The sequence below is a fragment of the Pristimantibacillus sp. Z349TD_6 genome (genome assembly GCF_056173205.1).
This window is the reverse complement of record NZ_CM149662.1, coordinates 2,721,243-2,739,884: the sequence shown is the minus strand read 5'-3', so window position 1 is coordinate 2,739,884 and position 18,642 is coordinate 2,721,243. Positions and strand designations below refer to the sequence as shown.

Annotated in this window: 14 protein-coding genes; all 14 read right to left on the bottom strand. The window is 47.1% G+C overall.

Annotated features, from left to right (window positions below):
• Positions 1 to 76 precede the first annotated feature (76 nt).
• The 14 genes from AC0VYE_RS11375 to AC0VYE_RS11310 all read right to left on the bottom strand — a co-directional run bounded on the left by AC0VYE_RS11375 (position 77) and on the right by AC0VYE_RS11310 (position 18,623).
• A complete protein-coding gene (locus AC0VYE_RS11375) occupies positions 77 to 1,873 on the bottom strand; it encodes a glycosyl hydrolase family 95 catalytic domain-containing protein (protein ID WP_475447978.1) in 1,797 nt (598 codons plus the stop codon).
• A complete protein-coding gene (locus AC0VYE_RS11370; RefSeq protein ID WP_475447976.1) occupies positions 1,836 to 2,381 on the bottom strand; it encodes a glycoside hydrolase family 95 protein in 546 nt (181 codons plus the stop codon). Before AC0VYE_RS11370 ends, AC0VYE_RS11375 begins: the two co-directional genes overlap by 38 nt.
• Positions 2,382 to 3,291: 910 nt before the next feature.
• On the bottom strand, positions 3,292 to 5,232 hold the full coding sequence (locus tag AC0VYE_RS11365; protein ID WP_475447974.1) for a hypothetical protein: 1,941 nt from the start codon (positions 5,230 to 5,232) through the stop codon (positions 3,292 to 3,294).
• Between the two features lie 909 nt (positions 5,233 to 6,141).
• Entirely contained in the window at positions 6,142 to 7,569 is a 1,428-nt protein-coding gene (locus AC0VYE_RS11360) for a sulfatase family protein (RefSeq protein WP_475447972.1), read from the bottom strand.
• Positions 7,538 to 8,452: a helix-turn-helix domain-containing protein gene (locus AC0VYE_RS11355; RefSeq protein WP_475447970.1), complete on the bottom strand. Its 915-nt coding sequence runs from the start codon at positions 8,450 to 8,452 to the stop codon at positions 7,538 to 7,540. Before AC0VYE_RS11355 ends, AC0VYE_RS11360 begins: the two co-directional genes overlap by 32 nt.
• A gap of 57 nt (positions 8,453 to 8,509) precedes the next feature.
• Complete coding sequence (locus AC0VYE_RS11350) at positions 8,510 to 9,946, bottom strand: sulfatase family protein (RefSeq protein WP_475447968.1); 1,437 nt, start codon at positions 9,944 to 9,946, stop codon at positions 8,510 to 8,512.
• Positions 9,947 to 9,998: 52 nt separating this feature from the next.
• Positions 9,999 to 10,550, bottom strand: coding sequence for an adenylyl-sulfate kinase (gene cysC / locus AC0VYE_RS11345; RefSeq protein WP_475447966.1), 552 nt, complete (start codon positions 10,548 to 10,550; stop codon positions 9,999 to 10,001).
• 31 nt (positions 10,551 to 10,581) lie between these two features.
• Complete coding sequence (locus tag AC0VYE_RS11340; protein WP_076269503.1) at positions 10,582 to 11,586, bottom strand: Gfo/Idh/MocA family protein; 1,005 nt, start codon at positions 11,584 to 11,586, stop codon at positions 10,582 to 10,584.
• A complete protein-coding gene (locus AC0VYE_RS11335) occupies positions 11,583 to 12,977 on the bottom strand; it encodes a sulfatase family protein (protein WP_475447963.1) in 1,395 nt (464 codons plus the stop codon). Before AC0VYE_RS11335 ends, AC0VYE_RS11340 begins: the two co-directional genes overlap by 4 nt.
• Before the next feature lie 34 nt (positions 12,978 to 13,011).
• Positions 13,012 to 13,815: a sugar phosphate isomerase/epimerase family protein gene (locus tag AC0VYE_RS11330; protein ID WP_475447962.1), complete on the bottom strand. Its 804-nt coding sequence runs from the start codon at positions 13,813 to 13,815 to the stop codon at positions 13,012 to 13,014.
• A gap of 104 nt (positions 13,816 to 13,919) precedes the next feature.
• Positions 13,920 to 15,026, bottom strand: a complete 1,107-nt coding sequence (locus tag AC0VYE_RS11325; protein WP_475447960.1) for a Gfo/Idh/MocA family protein — start codon at positions 15,024 to 15,026, stop codon at positions 13,920 to 13,922.
• Between the two features lie 375 nt (positions 15,027 to 15,401).
• Positions 15,402 to 16,307 (bottom strand): carbohydrate ABC transporter permease, encoded by a 906-nt coding sequence (locus tag AC0VYE_RS11320; protein WP_475447959.1) that lies wholly within the window; start codon positions 16,305 to 16,307, stop codon positions 15,402 to 15,404.
• On the bottom strand, positions 16,304 to 17,170 hold the full coding sequence (locus AC0VYE_RS11315; protein WP_475447957.1) for a carbohydrate ABC transporter permease: 867 nt from the start codon (positions 17,168 to 17,170) through the stop codon (positions 16,304 to 16,306). The genes AC0VYE_RS11320 and AC0VYE_RS11315 overlap by 4 nt, the downstream gene beginning before the upstream one ends.
• Before the next feature lie 91 nt (positions 17,171 to 17,261).
• Positions 17,262 to 18,623, bottom strand: coding sequence for an ABC transporter substrate-binding protein (locus AC0VYE_RS11310; RefSeq protein ID WP_475447956.1), 1,362 nt, complete (start codon positions 18,621 to 18,623; stop codon positions 17,262 to 17,264).
• Positions 18,624 to 18,642: the final 19 nt, after the last annotated feature.

Below are 18,642 nucleotides of genomic sequence, written 5' to 3'. Positions count from 1 at the left end.
TCGTTTAAGACGTTGGAAACCTCTTTTTTGATGTTAGTCTCACATGTATGGAGACTCCGTCTACCAATTATTAGTGTCACTCTGTTGCAGGCTTAACAACATACATGGTTTCGGGTGGCATTACAAATTGATAGGTGCAGTCCGTCCATTCAGCCAGTATAAGTTTATTTGCCAGATTACGAATTTCAAGTTGTACCTTGCTATAAATAGCAAGCTTCCCGCCGATCTCAGTATGAATCTTGGCCTCCTTCAGCTTTCCATCCAACCATTCGATATCAACCGTGAACCCGCCCCTTGCACGCAAGCCTGTAATACGGCCGGATGACCATGCGGGAGGAAGTGCGGGCAGCAAAAGCAGCTCGCCTCCGTGCGATTGCAGCAGCATTTCTTGAATTGCCGCTGCCCCTCCAAAATTTGCGTCAATCTGAAATGGCGGATGATCTCCGAATAAATTAGGATGAACGGCTTTGCGCAACAAATCTTGCAAGCTATTATGGGATTTATCGCGATCACCTAACCTCGCCCAAAAATTCGCAATCCATGCCTGACTCCATCCTGTATGTCCGCCTCCATGCGCCAATCTCCGCTCGAGGGTACGCCGTGCGCCTTCTCCTAATTCTGGCATTCGATGAGCCAAAATTTGCTCACCCGGATGAAGAGCAAATAGATGTGAACTGTGGCGATGTCCAGGCTCAGCTTCCTCATAGTCAACAGCCCATTCCATAATCTGACCGTACTGGCCAATCTCCGGCTTAGGAAGTCTGCTTCGAGCTTCCATCCATTCCACTTGAAGCAGTGGATCAAGATCAACAATTTTTGCTGACTCTATACAGGCGCTAAATAACGCATAAAGTATCTGAGAATCCATCGATGGACCAACGCATAACGACCCGATTGCGCCGCTTTCTGATACATAACTGTTCTCTGGAGAAAGGGATGGTGCGGTTATAAACCTGCCTTTGTCATCTTCGATTAGATAATCGAGGAAAAAAAGCGAAGCCTCCTTCAGCACCGAATAGGCTCGTTCACGTAGAAACGATACGTTGCCGTTGTATCTGTAATGCTCCCATAAATGAAGGGCAAGCCACGCACCTCCTGATGGCCAAAAGATTGCCGGAGCCCACGCGCAAAATATCCCTGTTTCCGCCCACAGATTGGTTACAGAATGTGCTACAAAACCTCTTGCACCGTATAATTTGCGTGCCGTTTCTCGTCCGTTAATTACCAGCCGATCGATGAGGTCGAACAGCGGCTCATGACATTCAGCCAAATTACCCGCTTCCGCGATCCAGTAATTCATCTGCAAATTGATATTCAAATGGAAGTCTGACTCCCAAGGAGGTGTGAAGCTTTCATTCCATATTCCTTGTAGATTAGCTGGCAGGCTGCCGGGTCTTGAGCTTGCCATAAGCAAATAACGTCCGTATTGATAGAATAACGCTTCAAGACCTACATCTGTATGACCTTGCTGATAATGCAGCAGCCGCTCAGAGGTAGGCTTTTGTTCAAGCTCAAGATTATTCTCGTCATCAGAGCCTAATGTTAGTGATACTCTATCGAATAAATGACTATGATTCTGAACATGCCTATTCCTAAGCTCTGCATATGGCAAAGAAGCTGCCTGCTCCACCTGTTTGAGCGCCTCCATGCTCGGATCAATGCACCTAAACGAGGTCTGTGCCGCTAATATTAAAGTAACTGAACTCGCATGACGGATATCCAAATAGTTCCCAACCGTCTGTATCTCGCCTCCATCTACGACTGCTCGTAATACAGCTGCGTAATGAACGCCACCTGGCCCACATTGTCCTTTCATTGTCAAAGTACCCTCTGCCTCACTGCCAACTTCCCCTTCGAATGGCCTTCGACTCAAACGGGCAGTTAAAGCAAGAGCAGCCTGCTGCGATGCAGTCAGAACGGATAATTAATACTTGGTCGGCCGCACTAGCGAAGACCTCCCGCCGATAGTGAATAGACTCAGACTTATACTCAATAAAGTTGATTCCAGAATGAAGATTCAACTCTCGCTGATAATCCGAAGCGTTCTGATGACCTTCCATCTTAATGGTTAAATCACCAAGCGGCTGATACGGGCCAAAATAATGCGGCGCATTGGTCATATGCAGCAACGCTAATCTTTCTGCTTCCTGCGGTTCTCCTTCCAGCAATAAGCTTCTAATCTCCTGCAGCTTTCCAATGGATTCTGGATTATCATTCCCTATCGGTCCTCCATACCAGATAGAGTCTTCATTTAATTGAATTCTCTCGGATTGAATACCACCGAATACCATGCCGCCCAAGCGTCCATTGCCGATTGGAAAAGCCTCAGTCCAAACATTAGCAGGCCGTTTCTCTATTAATCTATCATTGTTAATCCCCATATTTTCTCACTCCAAATTAGTCCTTTTAGAACGCAGTGTTAGTAACTTAAATTTCTAGTCATTTAAAATCTAAGTAACTTAAAACACTAGTAACTTAAAACGCGTGTAATACTGAAATATACAATAGTAATCATTCCACTATAGAGCAAACAAGGACAAATCAAAGGAGCGATACTGACTTTGGGCAAGTAAAATTTTGACTATTTGACTATCTGACTGTCTGAATCTATTTGTCGCTGCAATTCAGTTCCTTGCTTTGTGTTAAATAAGTGCTTTTCAAGAATCATCATTTGTCTTTTAGTGGCAGCGGTTCTGCCTTCGATTTTCGCGGAGGAAGTGGAGAAAACAAGGGGATAAGCGTAGAAATTACTGATCCGCGAACCTTAATTCCATTAGATATGGAGTTAAATATAGAGTCTATAATAAAGACAATCGGACAGTTGTTGTTAATGAAACACCGCGCACTTACAGTGTAGCTGAAGAGATCATTGCTCAAATTAATCAAAAAGCCATACTTCATTTAGAAGCTCTGGTCAAGTGTATTCCCCTCCAGATATTGTTTATCGTTCCAGCCGTGTCGAAGACCAATGGTTTCCTACACAAGAAACACATGTGACAGGACTCGAAAAAATACTGGATTTTTAATAACCAAAAAAGCCCCCGCCGCCTTCCGTTTATTCAACGGTTAGCCATGCGGAAGCTATGTTATAAGAAAAGTCTTCTATTCCTTATTCAAAAATCGGCGCTTTCTAAGGCATTCTTTGTAATCAAAGCAGGGTTGTTAGTCCTTCGCATCTGCCAGTTGCGCCAAAAACTTAATATTACCGGCCTTTTCATTAATTGCTAATTTTATCTAACTTAACAAAAATTCCGAAGGCATTATGTGCTCAATTACGGTTGATGCTTTGTGCTAATTCTTTACTAATTCACCTAGACTCTTTTCTCGAATGCTTAAGTCATCATTTATTTTCACGATAATAATTACAATTAATTTCAAGAAAATCAAGTAGTTTATTCTATGCATCTCATCATCATTGGTATGTGTTCCATGAAGATAACTATTACGCAAATCCAATGAATTGCTAAATTTTGATTTATTTAAATGGTAATCTAAATAATCCTGCTCACCTTCAGTAAAGAGTTTACTATCAGAAATGAGTACCTCTTCTTTTATAAGAATATCAATCTCTTCTCTTAATTTAGAATTACAATTCCAGTAACTTATTACTTCATTGTAATATAAGTCAGCAAAAAGAATAATTCTATTTTTATTCTTAAATTTCATATATCCATCGTTATCTTCATATATAAAATGATTCTCAATGAGCCAATTAATTCGATTGATCTGATAATCTTGAAAATCGTTTAGTTTAATATTTTCGTTCAGTAACAGCTGATAAAAATTCTTATACCTATCCTTAATTTTTGGTAGATAAAAAATTGTGCTTTGATCTGAGAAAAGCAAAAAAGAAGCCGAACCGAATATCCCCTTCAAAGGATACACATATTTTTTATCAACACAACTTTTGCAGTCCTTAAAGAAAATATGGGACGAAGATACTTGCAATAATTCTTGATCTATTGCTCCATCTTCAAGAAAAAGCCTATATTGCTTTAAGATTCTGTCAATTTCCGGCAATATAGCTCTGCACTTTTCAAAATTAGATGACGCATTTGTTGGCATATTTACAATGAAATTGCTAATTTCAAACTCTTGAACTAAATACTCTACAAAGAACCATTCAATCATATTTTCAAGTCTAATCTGATAGGTAGTTAATATATGCACGTAACTATTAATCTGTACAATAGACATCATATCTTTATGTTTAAAGCTTGAAAAATTGTTATAGAGGAATTTTGAGTTGATTCTTGTTAGACCCTCAATGGTTCCTATTTCACTAGATTTACTTACTAAATTCAACCTCATTTGCTTGTCAAAGAACTCGAAAATGTAAATAAAATTATTCCATAAAGTATTAAAGTCTAAGTTATCTTCGATCCAAGATCGACTTACACTACATTCGGATACCAAACCATTGTGATTATGAATAACAGCTTCAACTTGATTTGGAGCATATTTTATAGTTACACCCATTTCAAAACCGCTATTACTATCAAAAATTTTATCTACCTCTGAATTATACCTACGTTTCGCTTTTAATTTGAGCCTATCAGTTATCCTCAACTCACTGTTGCTGGGATAGTTAATAATCATTTCCAATTGATTAAAATTGGGTAGACTAGATTCAATAAAATTTAGAATTATTCTTTCTACATCATTTTCATTTAGTGATGGAGGTAAATATGCTACTTCCCCTTTACCATTCTCTTTATGAAAATATTTATGAAGAAGCACTTCGGCGCTGGTATCGACCTCTAACATGTGTTTTCTTAATATCTCATCAAAGTAGTTAACTGTTTTCTTGAATTTTAGAATTACAAAGAAATGAAAACTAGTATCTTTTAAGAATAATTCGAAATCAGACTTATCGATGAATTCATAAATATTATATTTCTCAACAAATTCCCAATAGTCTTCTTTATAACTTAATTCAACATCTTCAATTAGACTGAGAAAATTGCCCGTTTTACTACTACTTATAAATTGCCCGATTCTCATTTTTATTGACTTTAATACATTTTCAATTTTCCCTTCCGTTTCTATTGTGATTATATTTTTTATTTCCTCTACCGAACAAAACTTTATAATATTAAGATACTCAAGAATCTTATTAATATTTTCTTCATCAAAGTAGTTATCTTCATAACGGTTTGCTATTTTAATAATTTTTCTAATATACATATCACAAGTCATATCATACTTTGAATAATATTTAATCCAATCCACGTGATAGCTCCTAACTAATTTAAATTACGATCCCACTCACAAGTGTATTTTTAATAATTCCATAGAAATCACGTCGAAGTACAAGTAGAATGCTCACAACCTAATTGTACCATATATTGGATTGATACTTTGATTCGATAAATTCATCTCTTTTGTTCGAAGGATGTGCACTATAGCTTTCTGGCATACCAAAAAACAAAATTAAAGTTAAATAACCCCTTGCGAAAACCTTTAGAATCATCTTTATGCTTGAAACCAATATTCCCCCCTTAATAAAAAAAAGGACCACTAAAGTGCTTATCACTTCTTTGAGTTTGAGTTGTTTCATCTATGAGGTATTTCAAACTTTATCATCGATTTGATAATTTCCATATTTACAATTTCAAATTAATTTTCAATTTCCTTCAAGTTTAAGATCATACCTTCACCCCAATATAATTAATTAAACCTATCTTTTGTTTAACTTTGAATTTTAGATTTTCGTACCCTTCTCGATATATATATATTTTCACCAAATAATCAAATATCGTACTTGCTCTCACAATGAAAAGCTCTTCAATTTGCTTTAAAGTTTGTTCTCCTTCCAATATAATTGAACTAATTTCTATTTTGTAAGACTTTTATCCCAGTAAAAATCAAGTAGTAACTCTTTATTTAATATTTCTTCAGTGTTAAATTGATTTCGTTCTGAGTTTAAAGTTGTTTGCAATGATGGCACTAATAGTCTAACTTTTGGAATATAAAAAGCTCCTTTTCTCAACTTGTTTACGACAAGTGATGAAAAGGAGCTTCTCTTCGATTGAGAGTTCTGTGTATTAAATTACTTTTTAACACCCAGAACCTAGTGCTTTGAATATCACTTGAAATAATTTCAGGAATACTTGATACACAATAATTCAACAATCCTTTTCATATCCCGCCCAGCTTCGCACCTAGCAGCAGCTGACGTCTTGTCCATTCGTTGGCAACTATGGCATCGCCGTCTGCGGACAACTGCTCAAACAGACGTCTCCTAAGCACTGCAAGCAACTCTGCGTGCTCTAACTTCCCACTCACATTAACCAATTCGCCAGGATTATTAACCATGTCATACAGCTCGTCGACGTCTGTTAAATTCCAAACGTACTTCCAATCTGCCGTGCGGATCATCCGCTGCGTGTAAAGTCCGAACTGCTGGCCGTTATAGGTGGATACAACGGCGTCCCGCCAATCGGCAGGCTCCTCCCCAGCCAGCAGTGGCACAAGTGAGCGCCCCTGCAAATCCCCAGGATCATGCGTTTGCAGATTGAGAAGCTCCAAAATCGTCGGCGGCAAATCTAGAAAATTGTAGACAAATCGGTCACATCGTCCGCCCACTTCTTCGTCCCCGACGCTCGGCATTCTAACAATGAGCGGCACCCGAACAACATCGTCGTACATGATGTAGTGCTTATCCATCATTCCGTGGGAACCGCACATATCACCGTGATCTGCGGTAAAGATCACAATGGTGTTATCCGCCATACCTAACCGCTCCAGCGTCTCCAACACTTGACCAATTGCATCGTCGAGCTGACTAATGATGGCGTAATAACGGGCAACAATCGGCGCCCAGTCCTGCCAATCATAATCGGCAACGCCCCAGCTCTCCAGCTGCTGGCGCTGAATGTACGGCTTTCCGGCAAAGGCATCGCGGAAGCCTGCCCACTCCGGGATTTCCGCAGCAGCATACATCCCTGCAAAAGGAAGTGAAGGTCGGCAGGGCAAGTGGGGATCGCTAAAGTGCAGCGCCATATGCCAAGGTCGACCATCGCCTTGCAGCCGCTCCAGCGTCTCACTTGCACGCGCGGCGAACCAATGTGTCTCTGCGTCCTCTAGCGGGAGCGGACTCTCTTCTCCGAAGAAGCCATTCTCGTATCGGACGTCCGGATGCTTTTGCGAGATAAAGTCATGATATTCAGCTTCGCTGACGTATGAATCGAAACCATAAGCCGCAGGCCCGTGCACCGGATTGACTCCCCATTTGCCCAAATATGCGGTTGCATAACCGCTCTCCGCAAGTGCTCTCGTCCATGTATAGGCTTCCGGCGGCAGTGCAGCCACAGGCAGCGCCCCGCTGTAATTCCATAAAGCGCCGAATGTTTCCGGCCTTCTGCCGCGCAGGAGCGACTGCCTCGCCGGTGCGCATACCGGCAGTACGGAATAAGCGTGGGAGAAAGAGACTCCTTGTTCAGACAGACGGTCAATGTGCGGTGTACGAACGGGATATTTACCGCTGAAGCCCACGCAATCCTCTCGTAATTGGTCTGCCGTAATCAGCAGTACATTAGGCCTCCGCTCTTTCATCGAGTGAGGCATGCGCGATCAGCTCCTTTCCTTCCCGCAGACCCTGTGTACCGGTCCGATATTCGCGCGGCGAGCAGCCGGCATAACGAACGAACAGTCGGCTAAAGAACGATGGATCGTCGTAGCCGACCATAGTCGCGATGTAGATGACCTTCTGGTCGGATTCCAGCAGCATCCGCTTCGCCCGTTCAATACGAATTTCGTGCAACAGGTCGAAAACACTTTTCCCGAATTCCTCGCGCACCAACCGGTTCAGCTGCCTTGTGCTGACATTAAACAAGCCGGACAACGCTTGAAGCGTAATTTTTTTGTCAAAATGGCGTTCAAGATAACCGGAAATTCGTCTTGCCATCATTACTCGTTCCGATTGGCGCGGGGATTTATGAATACGATGGCTTTGCATATAGGCGTAATAGCGAGACAGCAGAACGAGCAGCTCCACCATCTGCAGGCGAATCAACGTCGTGTGGCCAGGGCCGCGGCTGTTGAGTTCACGGATCATATTCTCCAGCAGCGCCAGCACGGACGACGCCTCCTGCCCGTTCAGATTCAAGTAATGGTTGAAACGGACATCCTGCTTCAGGAAGGGATGCACGTAAAAGTAGTCCATCGATGCCGTGATTTCCAGCTCCTGAAGCAGCGCATCGGGAATAAAGGACGGCATAAACAAACAGTTGATGATTTCCATACTTCCGCCACTCTCTACGGAATAAGCATGCGTCTCGCCGGGATTGATAATAAACACATCGCCCGCATGAATGTTGTAATGGTTGCCTTGGAAGATATGGACGCCCTGTCCATGCACCACAAAGACGAGCTCAATGAACTCGTGACCATGTTCAGAGACAGAAGCTTGCACCATCCGATTGATCCAGAACGGGAATTCATCCTTCATGTAACTATTGCTTCCCAGTATATGCCCCATCCTTCATCCCCTCGGTTCGTAATCGGATCAAGATCCGATGGTCTGTTCATGCCGCCCGTCTGTCGCCTGATCGAATCGTTCACGGCGCGGATCCTGAAACCATTCGTCCCACGTCATCCCTGACTCCGCCAAAATCTGCTCAATGCGTCTGCGGAACGGAAGTCCCGCCTCGCGAAGCTGCCGATCCTTCGGATCCTCACGGCCATCAAGCTTCGCCTCCACCCAACTATCCAGCTGCCGTTCCAGCTGATCGGCGAGCTCTGGCTCCCGCTCCGCAAGATTTACCGTCTCTTCTTGATCGGCATCCAGATCATACAGCTCTCTAGGCGGCCTAGTAAAAGGCCCCGCGTCGTACGTGCGAATAAACTTGTAGCGCTCCGTCCGTATGCCGCGCGCCGCTTGCCATGCGCATTCACTAAGGTAGACAGCATCGTGCGTTCCGTCAGCCAAGTTGAGAATAGAAGGCCATAAGCTTCGCCCGTCCATGCCTGGCGGGTCTGCAACCTTCATAAGCTCGATACCTTCTGGCTGCTCGCTGCGTATCGCTTCAAGTATTGTCGGCATGAGGTCAACCTGCTGCACGAGACCTTGCACCCTGCGCCCCTCTGGGATACGACCCGGCCATCGCATAATAATCGGCACATGGACAGTCGGCTCGTATAAGCCGCAGTGATCCCAATAGATGTCGTGCTCCGTCAGACTTTCGCCATGATCGCCAAATAGTATGAGCAGCGTATCCTCTTTGATACCTAACTTCTCCAGATGAGCGTCGAGTTCCTTCAAACGATCATCAAGATAGCGGATTTCTGCATCATATAGCGCGTCGTAGTAAGCGCTGTCGGTAACTGGGCCAACGAGATCGTAATGGTGGTGCTTAAAGAAAGGGTAGGCGGGATGATTGTAAGCCGGTTCCATGCTTCGGTTGTTCGGATCATACGGATCTCGCCCTGCTTCATAAAAATCTGGAATATAGGATTCCGGCGGCAAGTAAGGCGTATGAGCATCCCAGTAATGAAGGAACAAAAAGAACGATTCATCCTTATGCTCCGCCAGCCATGGCATAGCTAAATCGTTGACCGTTCGGCCGTCGATCCAGCGATTGCCGCCAACGCTGTTCGTATAGTAGCGATAACCCCGGGCAAACCATTCCTTAAGCTGGTACAAATTGTCCACCGCCGATGTCGTGAAGCCTGCGCCGCGCAGCAGGTTTGGCAGCCACGGGGTCGATTTGGGCAGATGCGTCAGCTCTGAGCCATGGGAGACAATCCCTGTCGTAAGCCCTACTTTGCCTGTAAAAATGCCGGTATGCGCCACTTCGGTTGGAATGTCTGCGGCATAAGCTCGCTCGAAAAGCACACCTTGCTCGGCAATCTGGTCCAAGTATGGGCTTGTCGGCTTGGAATAGCCGTACCCACTCAGCCTCGATGCACGAAGCGTATCCAGCGATATCAGTATGATCTTCATTGTATGTCTCCTTCGGGTAGTCCGGTATTCCGGTCCTTATTCACCTCTTGGGTTATGCTCGCTGCGCCGCATGCTTGAACCTCATATTGGCATGCAGCCAGCCCATTACGGCTTCGCCGTTATTCTGCAATGAAGCAGTAGCGGTATCGATTATGATGTCGGGCGAGTGCGGTACCTCGAATGGATCGGAAACGCCTGTAAAATGGTGCAATTCCCCGTTTCTCGCTTTAGCATACAAGCCCTTCACATCACGGCGCTCGCATTCCCCGAGCGGGCACTGCACATAAACTTCCACCAATCCGGGCAGCTGCGAACGGGCATAGTCCCGCATTTCCTCATAAGGTGTGATGGCAGAGACGAGCACATCTACGCTATTGCGAGAGAGAAGCTTAGCGACGTAGACGATTCGTTTAATATTTTCCAATCGATCCTCCCGTGAGAATCCAAGTCCTTTACAAATCGTTTCTCTAAGCTCATCGCCATCGAGCAGCTCCACGTGCCGTCCTTCCCGCAGCAGCTCTGCCGCTATATGCTTGGCCGTCGTCGTCTTGCCTGCTCCCGACAAGCCCATGAACCATATAACAGAGCCATGTTGTTTATCCATGTTGTCCTCTCCTCTCGCCAAGTTCGGTCGCTTATCCGATTGCAGGCACGTCAATGGGCATCCCGCCGGACTGATGCGAACGAATTGCGGCTTCAATAACTTCCTGTGCGGCAAGCGCATCCGCTCCTGACGCCTCGATCTTCTCCGGCGCATCGCCTGCTTTGACCTGCTCGATGAATCGATTGATCCGATGGGTAAACGTATCATTGAAGCCCTGCATCCCGCCAAACAGCGAGTTGCGTACAACGAGCAGTTCGTCGGAGTGATGCGGATAATACGTCATGCTTTCGTACACATTGTCGATAACAAACCGGCCTTCATGACCTGCGACTTCGCAATATTCAATGGGATGCCGCATCGACATGTCGTAGCTGCCGGTCAAGTGGCCAACCGCGCCGGAAGCAAACGTCACATTGACGGATGCGGTCGACCAGCTCTGCCGTCCCGGCGCCTTGGTCATGAACGCTTGAACCCGCTTAATATCACCGGCAAAATACCGCATGACATCGATGGAGTGAGGATGCAGAGCACGCATATGCAGCCATTCCGTATCCTCCTGCGGATTCTGAATCGTTAGCCGCATATTGACAAAGAGAAGGGAGCCTAGCTTGCCAGCTTCCATCAGTTCTTTCGCTTTATAAGCAGCCGGCGTAAATCGATGATTCAAATTACAAGCGAGCCGGACGCCCCGTTCCCGGGCGGCAGCAACCAGCGTCCTCGCTTCCTCAATTCGGTTAGAAATCGGCTTTTCTACATGGACGTCCTTGCCAGCATCGATCGCAATCATCGCGGGTTCAAAATGATGACTGCCCTTCTCAACCCCCGCCGTCGCTACGACGACTAGATCGATCTGTTCTTTAGCTAGCAGCTCTCTCAGGTCGGTATACGCAGGAACGCCATGTTCAAGACCAGCTGCCTCCGCGCGTTCTGGCATCAGATCACAGACAGCAGCAAGCTCCGTGTCTGGATGCTGCCGATAAGCACGGCAATGGATTTTCCCAATATGATTGACACCAACGACAGCAACCCGAATCATTTGGATGCCGCCTCCTCCTTGGATTGAAGGGAGCGAGCGCCAATAATATTGCCGATATGCAGTGACTCGTATGCCTGCTCAGACGAGGTGAACGTCTGGCCTTTGCCATGCCAATTCAGATTCGTATAGATCGGATTCGTACGACCCGTCTGCGCTTCACGTTTTGCAATATGGTCCTCCATCCGCTTCGTAAGCAGTCCAACGACTTCCGGCTGCAGCTCCGCCACATTGTTGTTTTCTTCTGGATCTTGGATCAGATTGTACAGCTCTACCTCCGGCTTAAAATGGAAGTCCGGCTCAAGCGAGCGGATCAGCTTCCATTCCGGTGTGCGCCAGCCGTGCTTGCGCATCCACGTGCATTCCGTCAGATACAGCTCGCTTATCCGCTCTGAATCTTCGCTCGCAACCGGCTCAAGCAGGCTGCGGCCGTCGAAGGAAATGCCGCTGTCGATGCCAATCAATTGCAGCAGCGTCGGCATAATATCCGAGATGACCGACACATCCTGAGTCCGTGTTCCCGCAGGCAAACGCCCCGGAAACTTAATAATAAGCGGCACAACAAGCGTACAGTCATACAGGCCGTGATGATCAAAATAACAGTCGTGCTCATACAGCGTCTCGCCGTGATCCGACGTGATGACGACAAGTGTCTCTTCCTCTAAGCCCAGCGCGTTCAGCTTCTCGAAGATGCCTTGGATACAAGCATCCATATAAGCGATTGCTCCATCATATTGCGCGCCAACATAGGCTTCATCAGTGACGCCTTCCGGAATCCATGACTTCAAGAAGTCGGCGAACGGCTTGAAATTGTAAACCGGCTCCATGGAGTCGTTGGCTGGGTCCTTCTCGTCCTTGCCGTAGAACATCCGCTCGAACGGCGCAGGCGGCAAATACGGTGAATGCGGATCCATATGCCGCATGAACAGCAGGAACGGCTTATCCTCTGCCGCCAGCCGCTCCAGCTCTGGAATGGCAACATCATTTAAATTTTGTGCCTTGGGCGTACGTCCCGACTCGTCAGGCACCCAAGATTCATAATCGAGATATGTTTGGAAACCGCGCGATGATGGATTGCCCGAGAAGCCGACACATGACGTGTTATAGCCGTTCTCCGCAAGCAGCTCAGGCAGCGTCTTCACGTGACTGCCAAGCGGTCCTTCGTGGCGCAGCGCTACAACGTCGGTTCCGAACACATCCATACCAGTCAGCATCGATGCATAAGCCGGCGTTGTCGGAATGCCCGGGCTGAAATGGTTCTCATATAGAACGCCCTCGGCAGCAATTTTATCTAGATGCGGAGTAGTCAGCCTCGAATAACCATACGCACTCATATGATCCCGACGAAGGCTATCTATGCCGAACAGTAGAATATTTGGTTTCTTATTAGTCATTTTGAAATCCTCCTTTTGGATGAAAATAATGCTTTTATCGCGCGTTCAGCTGTTTAAGAACCGCATTTAGATAGCCGTACGACTCAGCGGCTACGATGGATACCTGCGCAAGCGTATGCTCAGGCGAAGCACCAATGACCTCAACGACGACCGGTCCGTCGTAACCTCCGTCCACCATCGCTTTGCAGTAGCCATATAGATCGATGTCGCCCCGTCCGCACGCCTGAAGCATGATCGGTCCAGGTCCCTGCTCCCGTCCTTTGCAGTCACGGATATGAACATGCTTTACGCGACTAAGCACAGCGGGCAGCGCCTTCTCCGCATTTTCGCCGGCACGGTGGATATGGCTCGGGTCCATGTCGATGCCAAACGCCGGGGAGATGATCGACTCCATCGCCCGCAGCGTGGTCGGCGTATTGTGAATGGCATTGCCGACATGAGCTTTGACGCAGAGCGTGATGCCAAATGAAGCCGCTCTCTCCGCCATCCGCGCAAGCATCTCGATCGACGCCTGCAGGTCTTCTTCGACACCCAGCTTTCCGCCAGGACCAACGTTTACGATTGGAATTCCAATTTCAGCGGCAGCTTCAAACGCTGGGAGCAGCCGCTCCTCATTGAGCGATGCCACCTCAGTCGACAGAAACGTTAGGCCGTTTTCCTGCACAATCGCCTGCAGCTCGCTCTTCTGCTGCTTCCAGCGGCTGAGATCCAGATGCTCGCACATGCCTTGAATGGCGGCAATCTCTACACCGTCGTAGCCGCAGGCCGCAATATGCTTCGCCGCTTTAGCGAAGTCGAACTCTTTAAACAGTACGGAATTGACACCCAGTTTAATCATGTATGAGTCCTCCTAAATAATAGATTAGTAAAACATGTATTAGTTCATGTTCCTGCAATACCTTCATAGAAATCGCAAGCATCAAAATAGCAATCTTACTGAGATTATTTCAGATAAAACGGATCACCGTGCAGCGGCGGAAGCGGCTGAGGACGAACGACCTCTCCCCCGCGTTCATACGATTCCTGTACAGCATGCACATACTCCAGCACAGCAAGCGCATCGCGTCCGCTGGCGCGCAGCGCATCCGGAGACACCTTGTTGTCAACATCCTCCAGAAATGCATGCAGACGATGGTTGAAAGTCCGGTTGAAATCATTTGTTCCGAAATCCGTCACTTCGGGCTCAATCGGAACGCTGATCGCTGGAATGCCTTTTTCCGCTTTCCAGAACGACACTTTCTCGACGCAGTTCTCAATGGTGAATGTCCCCTTCGAGCCCCCAACCTCAAGACTCCACCAGCCGCCTAGTCCGTAGACCGCATCGCCGCGCTGGCTCAATAAATAGCCAACTGCACCGTTTGCGAACTTCATATGGATACTGTTGATGGACACCATAACATCGCCTGCGCTTCGGCGGAAGCCTGGACGGTCGGAGAACGTCTGGATGTGCGTAATATCACCGCAGAAATGGCGCATAACACTGAATGGGTGGGTCAGGAACGCCCGCATATGGAAGTAAGGGTGGCCTTTCACTTTATCCGAGCTGGCAAGCGCATAGTTGAGCTCGCCGCCGTTGAAGCCCATTTTGGCAAGACAATAGATTAATTCGCCCACCTCGCCGCTCTCCATATATTGCTTCGCCTTCTCCGCCGGCGGCGTGAAGTAATGGTTCAGGTTGCAGCCTAGATACACCTTCTGCTTCTCAGCAAATGCCACCATCTCGCGGCCTTCTCGCACATCGTTGCACAGCGGCTTCTCCACGAGCACGTGCTTTCCGTAAGACATCGCTTCCATCGCCGGTTCAAAATGCCAGCTGCCGTTGTCAATGCCGCCTGTCGTCACATCGATCACCTGAATATCAGGCTCGTTCTCGATCATGTCCTTAAGCGTATAGTACGCTTTTACACCGTGCTTCTCCGCAGCTGCGTCGGCGCGCTCCTTAATGACATCGCATACCGCTACGACATCAGCCAATTCATCCTCCTTGTAACAATTCGCATGGTTGTTGCCGATCCCGTTCATGCCTACAATTCCGATTTTGACCGCCATATTCAACTTCCTTTCGTCCTTTGAATTGGATAATGAATTTCCTAGATCATATCGATAGCCTAATCGCCAAGCCGTCATAGTTGTAAACGCTTTTATAAGTTCATCATACTGCCAACTTCTGTCCAAATCATGGCGGTTCGGGACAAAAACCTTTCCGATCGAGACTGCTTTTAAAAAAGGAGAGGCTCGATTTAAGATGTACATCAGACAACTGGTATGCTTAGGTCGATCAAGGTTCTCAAGAAGTGGGATTCGCAGCTACGGATTCACCGCAAGCATCCTAAAAAAACCGCAATCCTAATGACTGCGGCTCTCTGAGTGAGGACAAAATCAAATAAAATTCGTTCGTACTCAAGTACTGCAGTCCATGCTTGATTATCCCTTAATAGCGCCTGCTGTCATGCCGGCTACAATTTTTTTGTTAAAGAAAATAAACAGAATGAGCATCGGAATAGAGATTAGAACAATATCGGCAAATAACAAATTCCACGATGTCGTGAACCGGCTCATGAAGTTGTACAGCGTCAATTGCACCGTCGCGTTGGAGGAGCCTGGGAAGAAGTAAAGCGGATTAACAAAGTCATTAAATACATTTATCGATTCCAGCACAATGATGGTTGAAGTAACGGGCTTTAGCAGAGGAAAAATAATACTAAAGAACAGCCGCCCGCCGCCCGCGCCGTCAATTAATGCGCTCTCATCAATTTCACGCGGCAGCGTTGCCACAAACGCTTTGTACAAAATAGCTGCAAACGGAAAGTGCAGCGCAACCTCCACGAAAGTGATGCCTGCCAGCGTCTTGAACAGGCCGATCGAGTCGAGTACCCAGATTGTTGGCACGATCGCGGGCGGAATCATCAAGCCTGCCAAAACTAGAAAGTTTAAGAAGGAAGAAAAACGCCCCCCTTCTCTGCGATGCAATACAAATCCGGCCATCGCGCTGACGATGATCAGTACAGTGATCGATAATACCGTCAGCAGCATGCTGTTATAAAAAGCGCGGACAAGCATATGATCGGCAGCAGTCAATACATCCCTGTAATTTTCCAAAATATGAAATGATTTTGGCCACGACATATTCATAAGTGCAGATTCGGCTTGATTTTTAAAAGAGTTGATAATGACAAAATAAAACGGAATCCAAAAAATGGCGGTGCTGAGCACCAGCGAGAACGCGGCAACGATAATCCTCTTAGCTGTGCTGCTTATCCCCCTGTTGTCGCCGCGGTTCAGCGGTTTGCCCACGCCTTTATTCATCATTCGGCTCATTTCGCTGCTCATAAGTGCACCTCACTTTTCGTCAGGTACTTATACAGAGGAAACGCCAGTAGTGACACACCGACAAACAGAATGACGTTGCCCGCAGTTGCTAGGCCATAAAAACCCGCTTGATACTGCTTGTATATGATCGAGGCGATCAGGTCGGTCGTGAAACCCGGCCCACCCTTCGTCATGGCCCAGATCAGATCGAAGGAACGGAGCCCTCCGATGAATGAGAGAATGATGACCGAATTCATCGCCGGTCTGCTTAAGGGAACGGTAATATACCGGAATGCGTTCATGCTGCTCCCGCCATCGATTTTGAGCGCTTCGTAATATTCGCCTGGAATGGCTGAAATGCCTGCGATATAGATAACGGTAGCAACGCCGATACCTTTCCAAACGTCTACCAAGGCAACAGACAACAGCGCGATCTTCGTATTGCCAAGCCAATCGGGTCCGTTAATACCAAATACAGCTAGACTTGTATTGATCAGTCCTTGCGAAGGATGCATCATAATCGAGAAGGCGATTCCGACTGCGATCGTGCTAAGCAGCGTTGGGAAGAAAATAACAGAACGCAAATAGTTTTTAAATAAAACGGTAGAGGTGAGAAACGCACCAAGCAAGAGGCCAAGGACGACCTTGAGGCCGCAGGTTACAACCGCATAAATTAACGTGTTCCTGAAGCCGATGCTAAGCGCCGTCTCTGAGAAAAAAGTGACATAGTTGTCGAAGCCGATGTAATTCCAATCGGTGAGCGTCCAACGCGTCATACTGAAGAACAGCGATAATACCGTTGGCAGCAAGTAAAAGACGAAGTAGATCAGAAATGCGGGAATAAGAAATAAATAAGAGTAAGTCCGAATCGTCAGCTTGGTCATGGCTCTCCCCTTCTTTCCGGAGAAAACGGACTCCGCAGCTTCTTGTGCGGAGTCCCGTCTTCAACTAGAATTCCCGCATGCGGCGGGCGTTCTACCAGCCCGGTAGATTCAACTGCTGTGCTTGTTTCAGTACGTCTTTGTCATAATCCTCGGCGCCCTTCTGCGCGGAGGTGATGCCGCTGCCAACAGCAACAGTGAGGTTCTCAAGGTTCGGGCCTTTGACCGGCGATACGAACTCCAGCGCAGGTGCCGTCTTGCCTTCATCGAAGTATTTCTGCATTTCTTTGACACCCTCGTAAGCATCGTCAGGGAGCTCAATTCCTTTAATAACATTGGGGCCTGCCGCTTTGACTTTGGAGGCAAATATGTCTTGGCCTTCCTTAGACACGAAATATTCGGCGAACTTCTTGGCGGCTTCTACTTTCTTGCTGTTCTTGTTGATGTACAGACCGCTCGGCATCCATACCGTCAGTCCGTTGACGTCTGCGCTGTCGCTCGGTATTGGGAAAACGCCGATGTCATTGATCTTGTCCGGGCTATTTTGCAAGATGGAATCAAGTGCGCTAGTCAGCATCGGATAGTGTACACCTGTGCCATCGGCAAGCATTTTCAAAGCAACGTCATATGTTGTGGCTAGGAAGTCCTTATTCATGTAGCCTGCTTTAAACGGTTCCTCCGTCTTTTCGAAGCTGCGCAGTGCCGCTGGTGTCGTTGCGTACTTCGCCTTATTGTTCGTGTAATCGTCTGCGAAATTCGGAACCTGCGCCTGCAGGTTGTAGTAATCACCGAGAACAAACAGCTGGGACGTCCAAGTATCCTTGTAGGACGCGATAACAGCGGTTTTGCCCGCAGCTTTGATCTTCTCATTGTTCGCCATGAATTCGTTCCATGTTTGCGGGACGGTTAATCCGAGCTCGCCGTACACCTTCTTGTTGTAAAGTATCGCACCTGCGGAGCTTGATCCGACGGGCGCGCCGTACACTTTGCCATCGACCGTAACTACCGTTTTGAAGGAATCAAGCACGTCCGCCATAAACGATTCATTCGTCAGGTCGAGAAAGTTGTCCACCGGATTAACTGCCTTCAGCAGCGAGCCCGTATTATAAACGAGAAGGTCGGACATATCACCTGTTGCTAGGCGCGTCTTGACGAGGTTGTCGCCTTCCGTGCCATCCGGTTTGATGTCATACTCAATGGTGATATTCAGCTTTTTCTCTGCTTCAGTGGCAACAGCCTTGAGCGCTTCGAGCGTTGTGCCTGAATTGCCTACCATCAGCGTTAAGGTCGTTTTCGCTGCAGGTTCGCTTGTCGTGTCCGTTTTCCCGTTCGTAGCGCCGGTGTTGTTCTTCGTCGCAGAGGGGGTGTTGCTGCTGCTGCCGCATCCAGCGAGCAGCAGCAAGATCATCATCACGCTTGTCACAAATGCGAGTGTTTTCGCAGTCGTTCGTTTCATCGTTCTGCAGCCTCCCTTT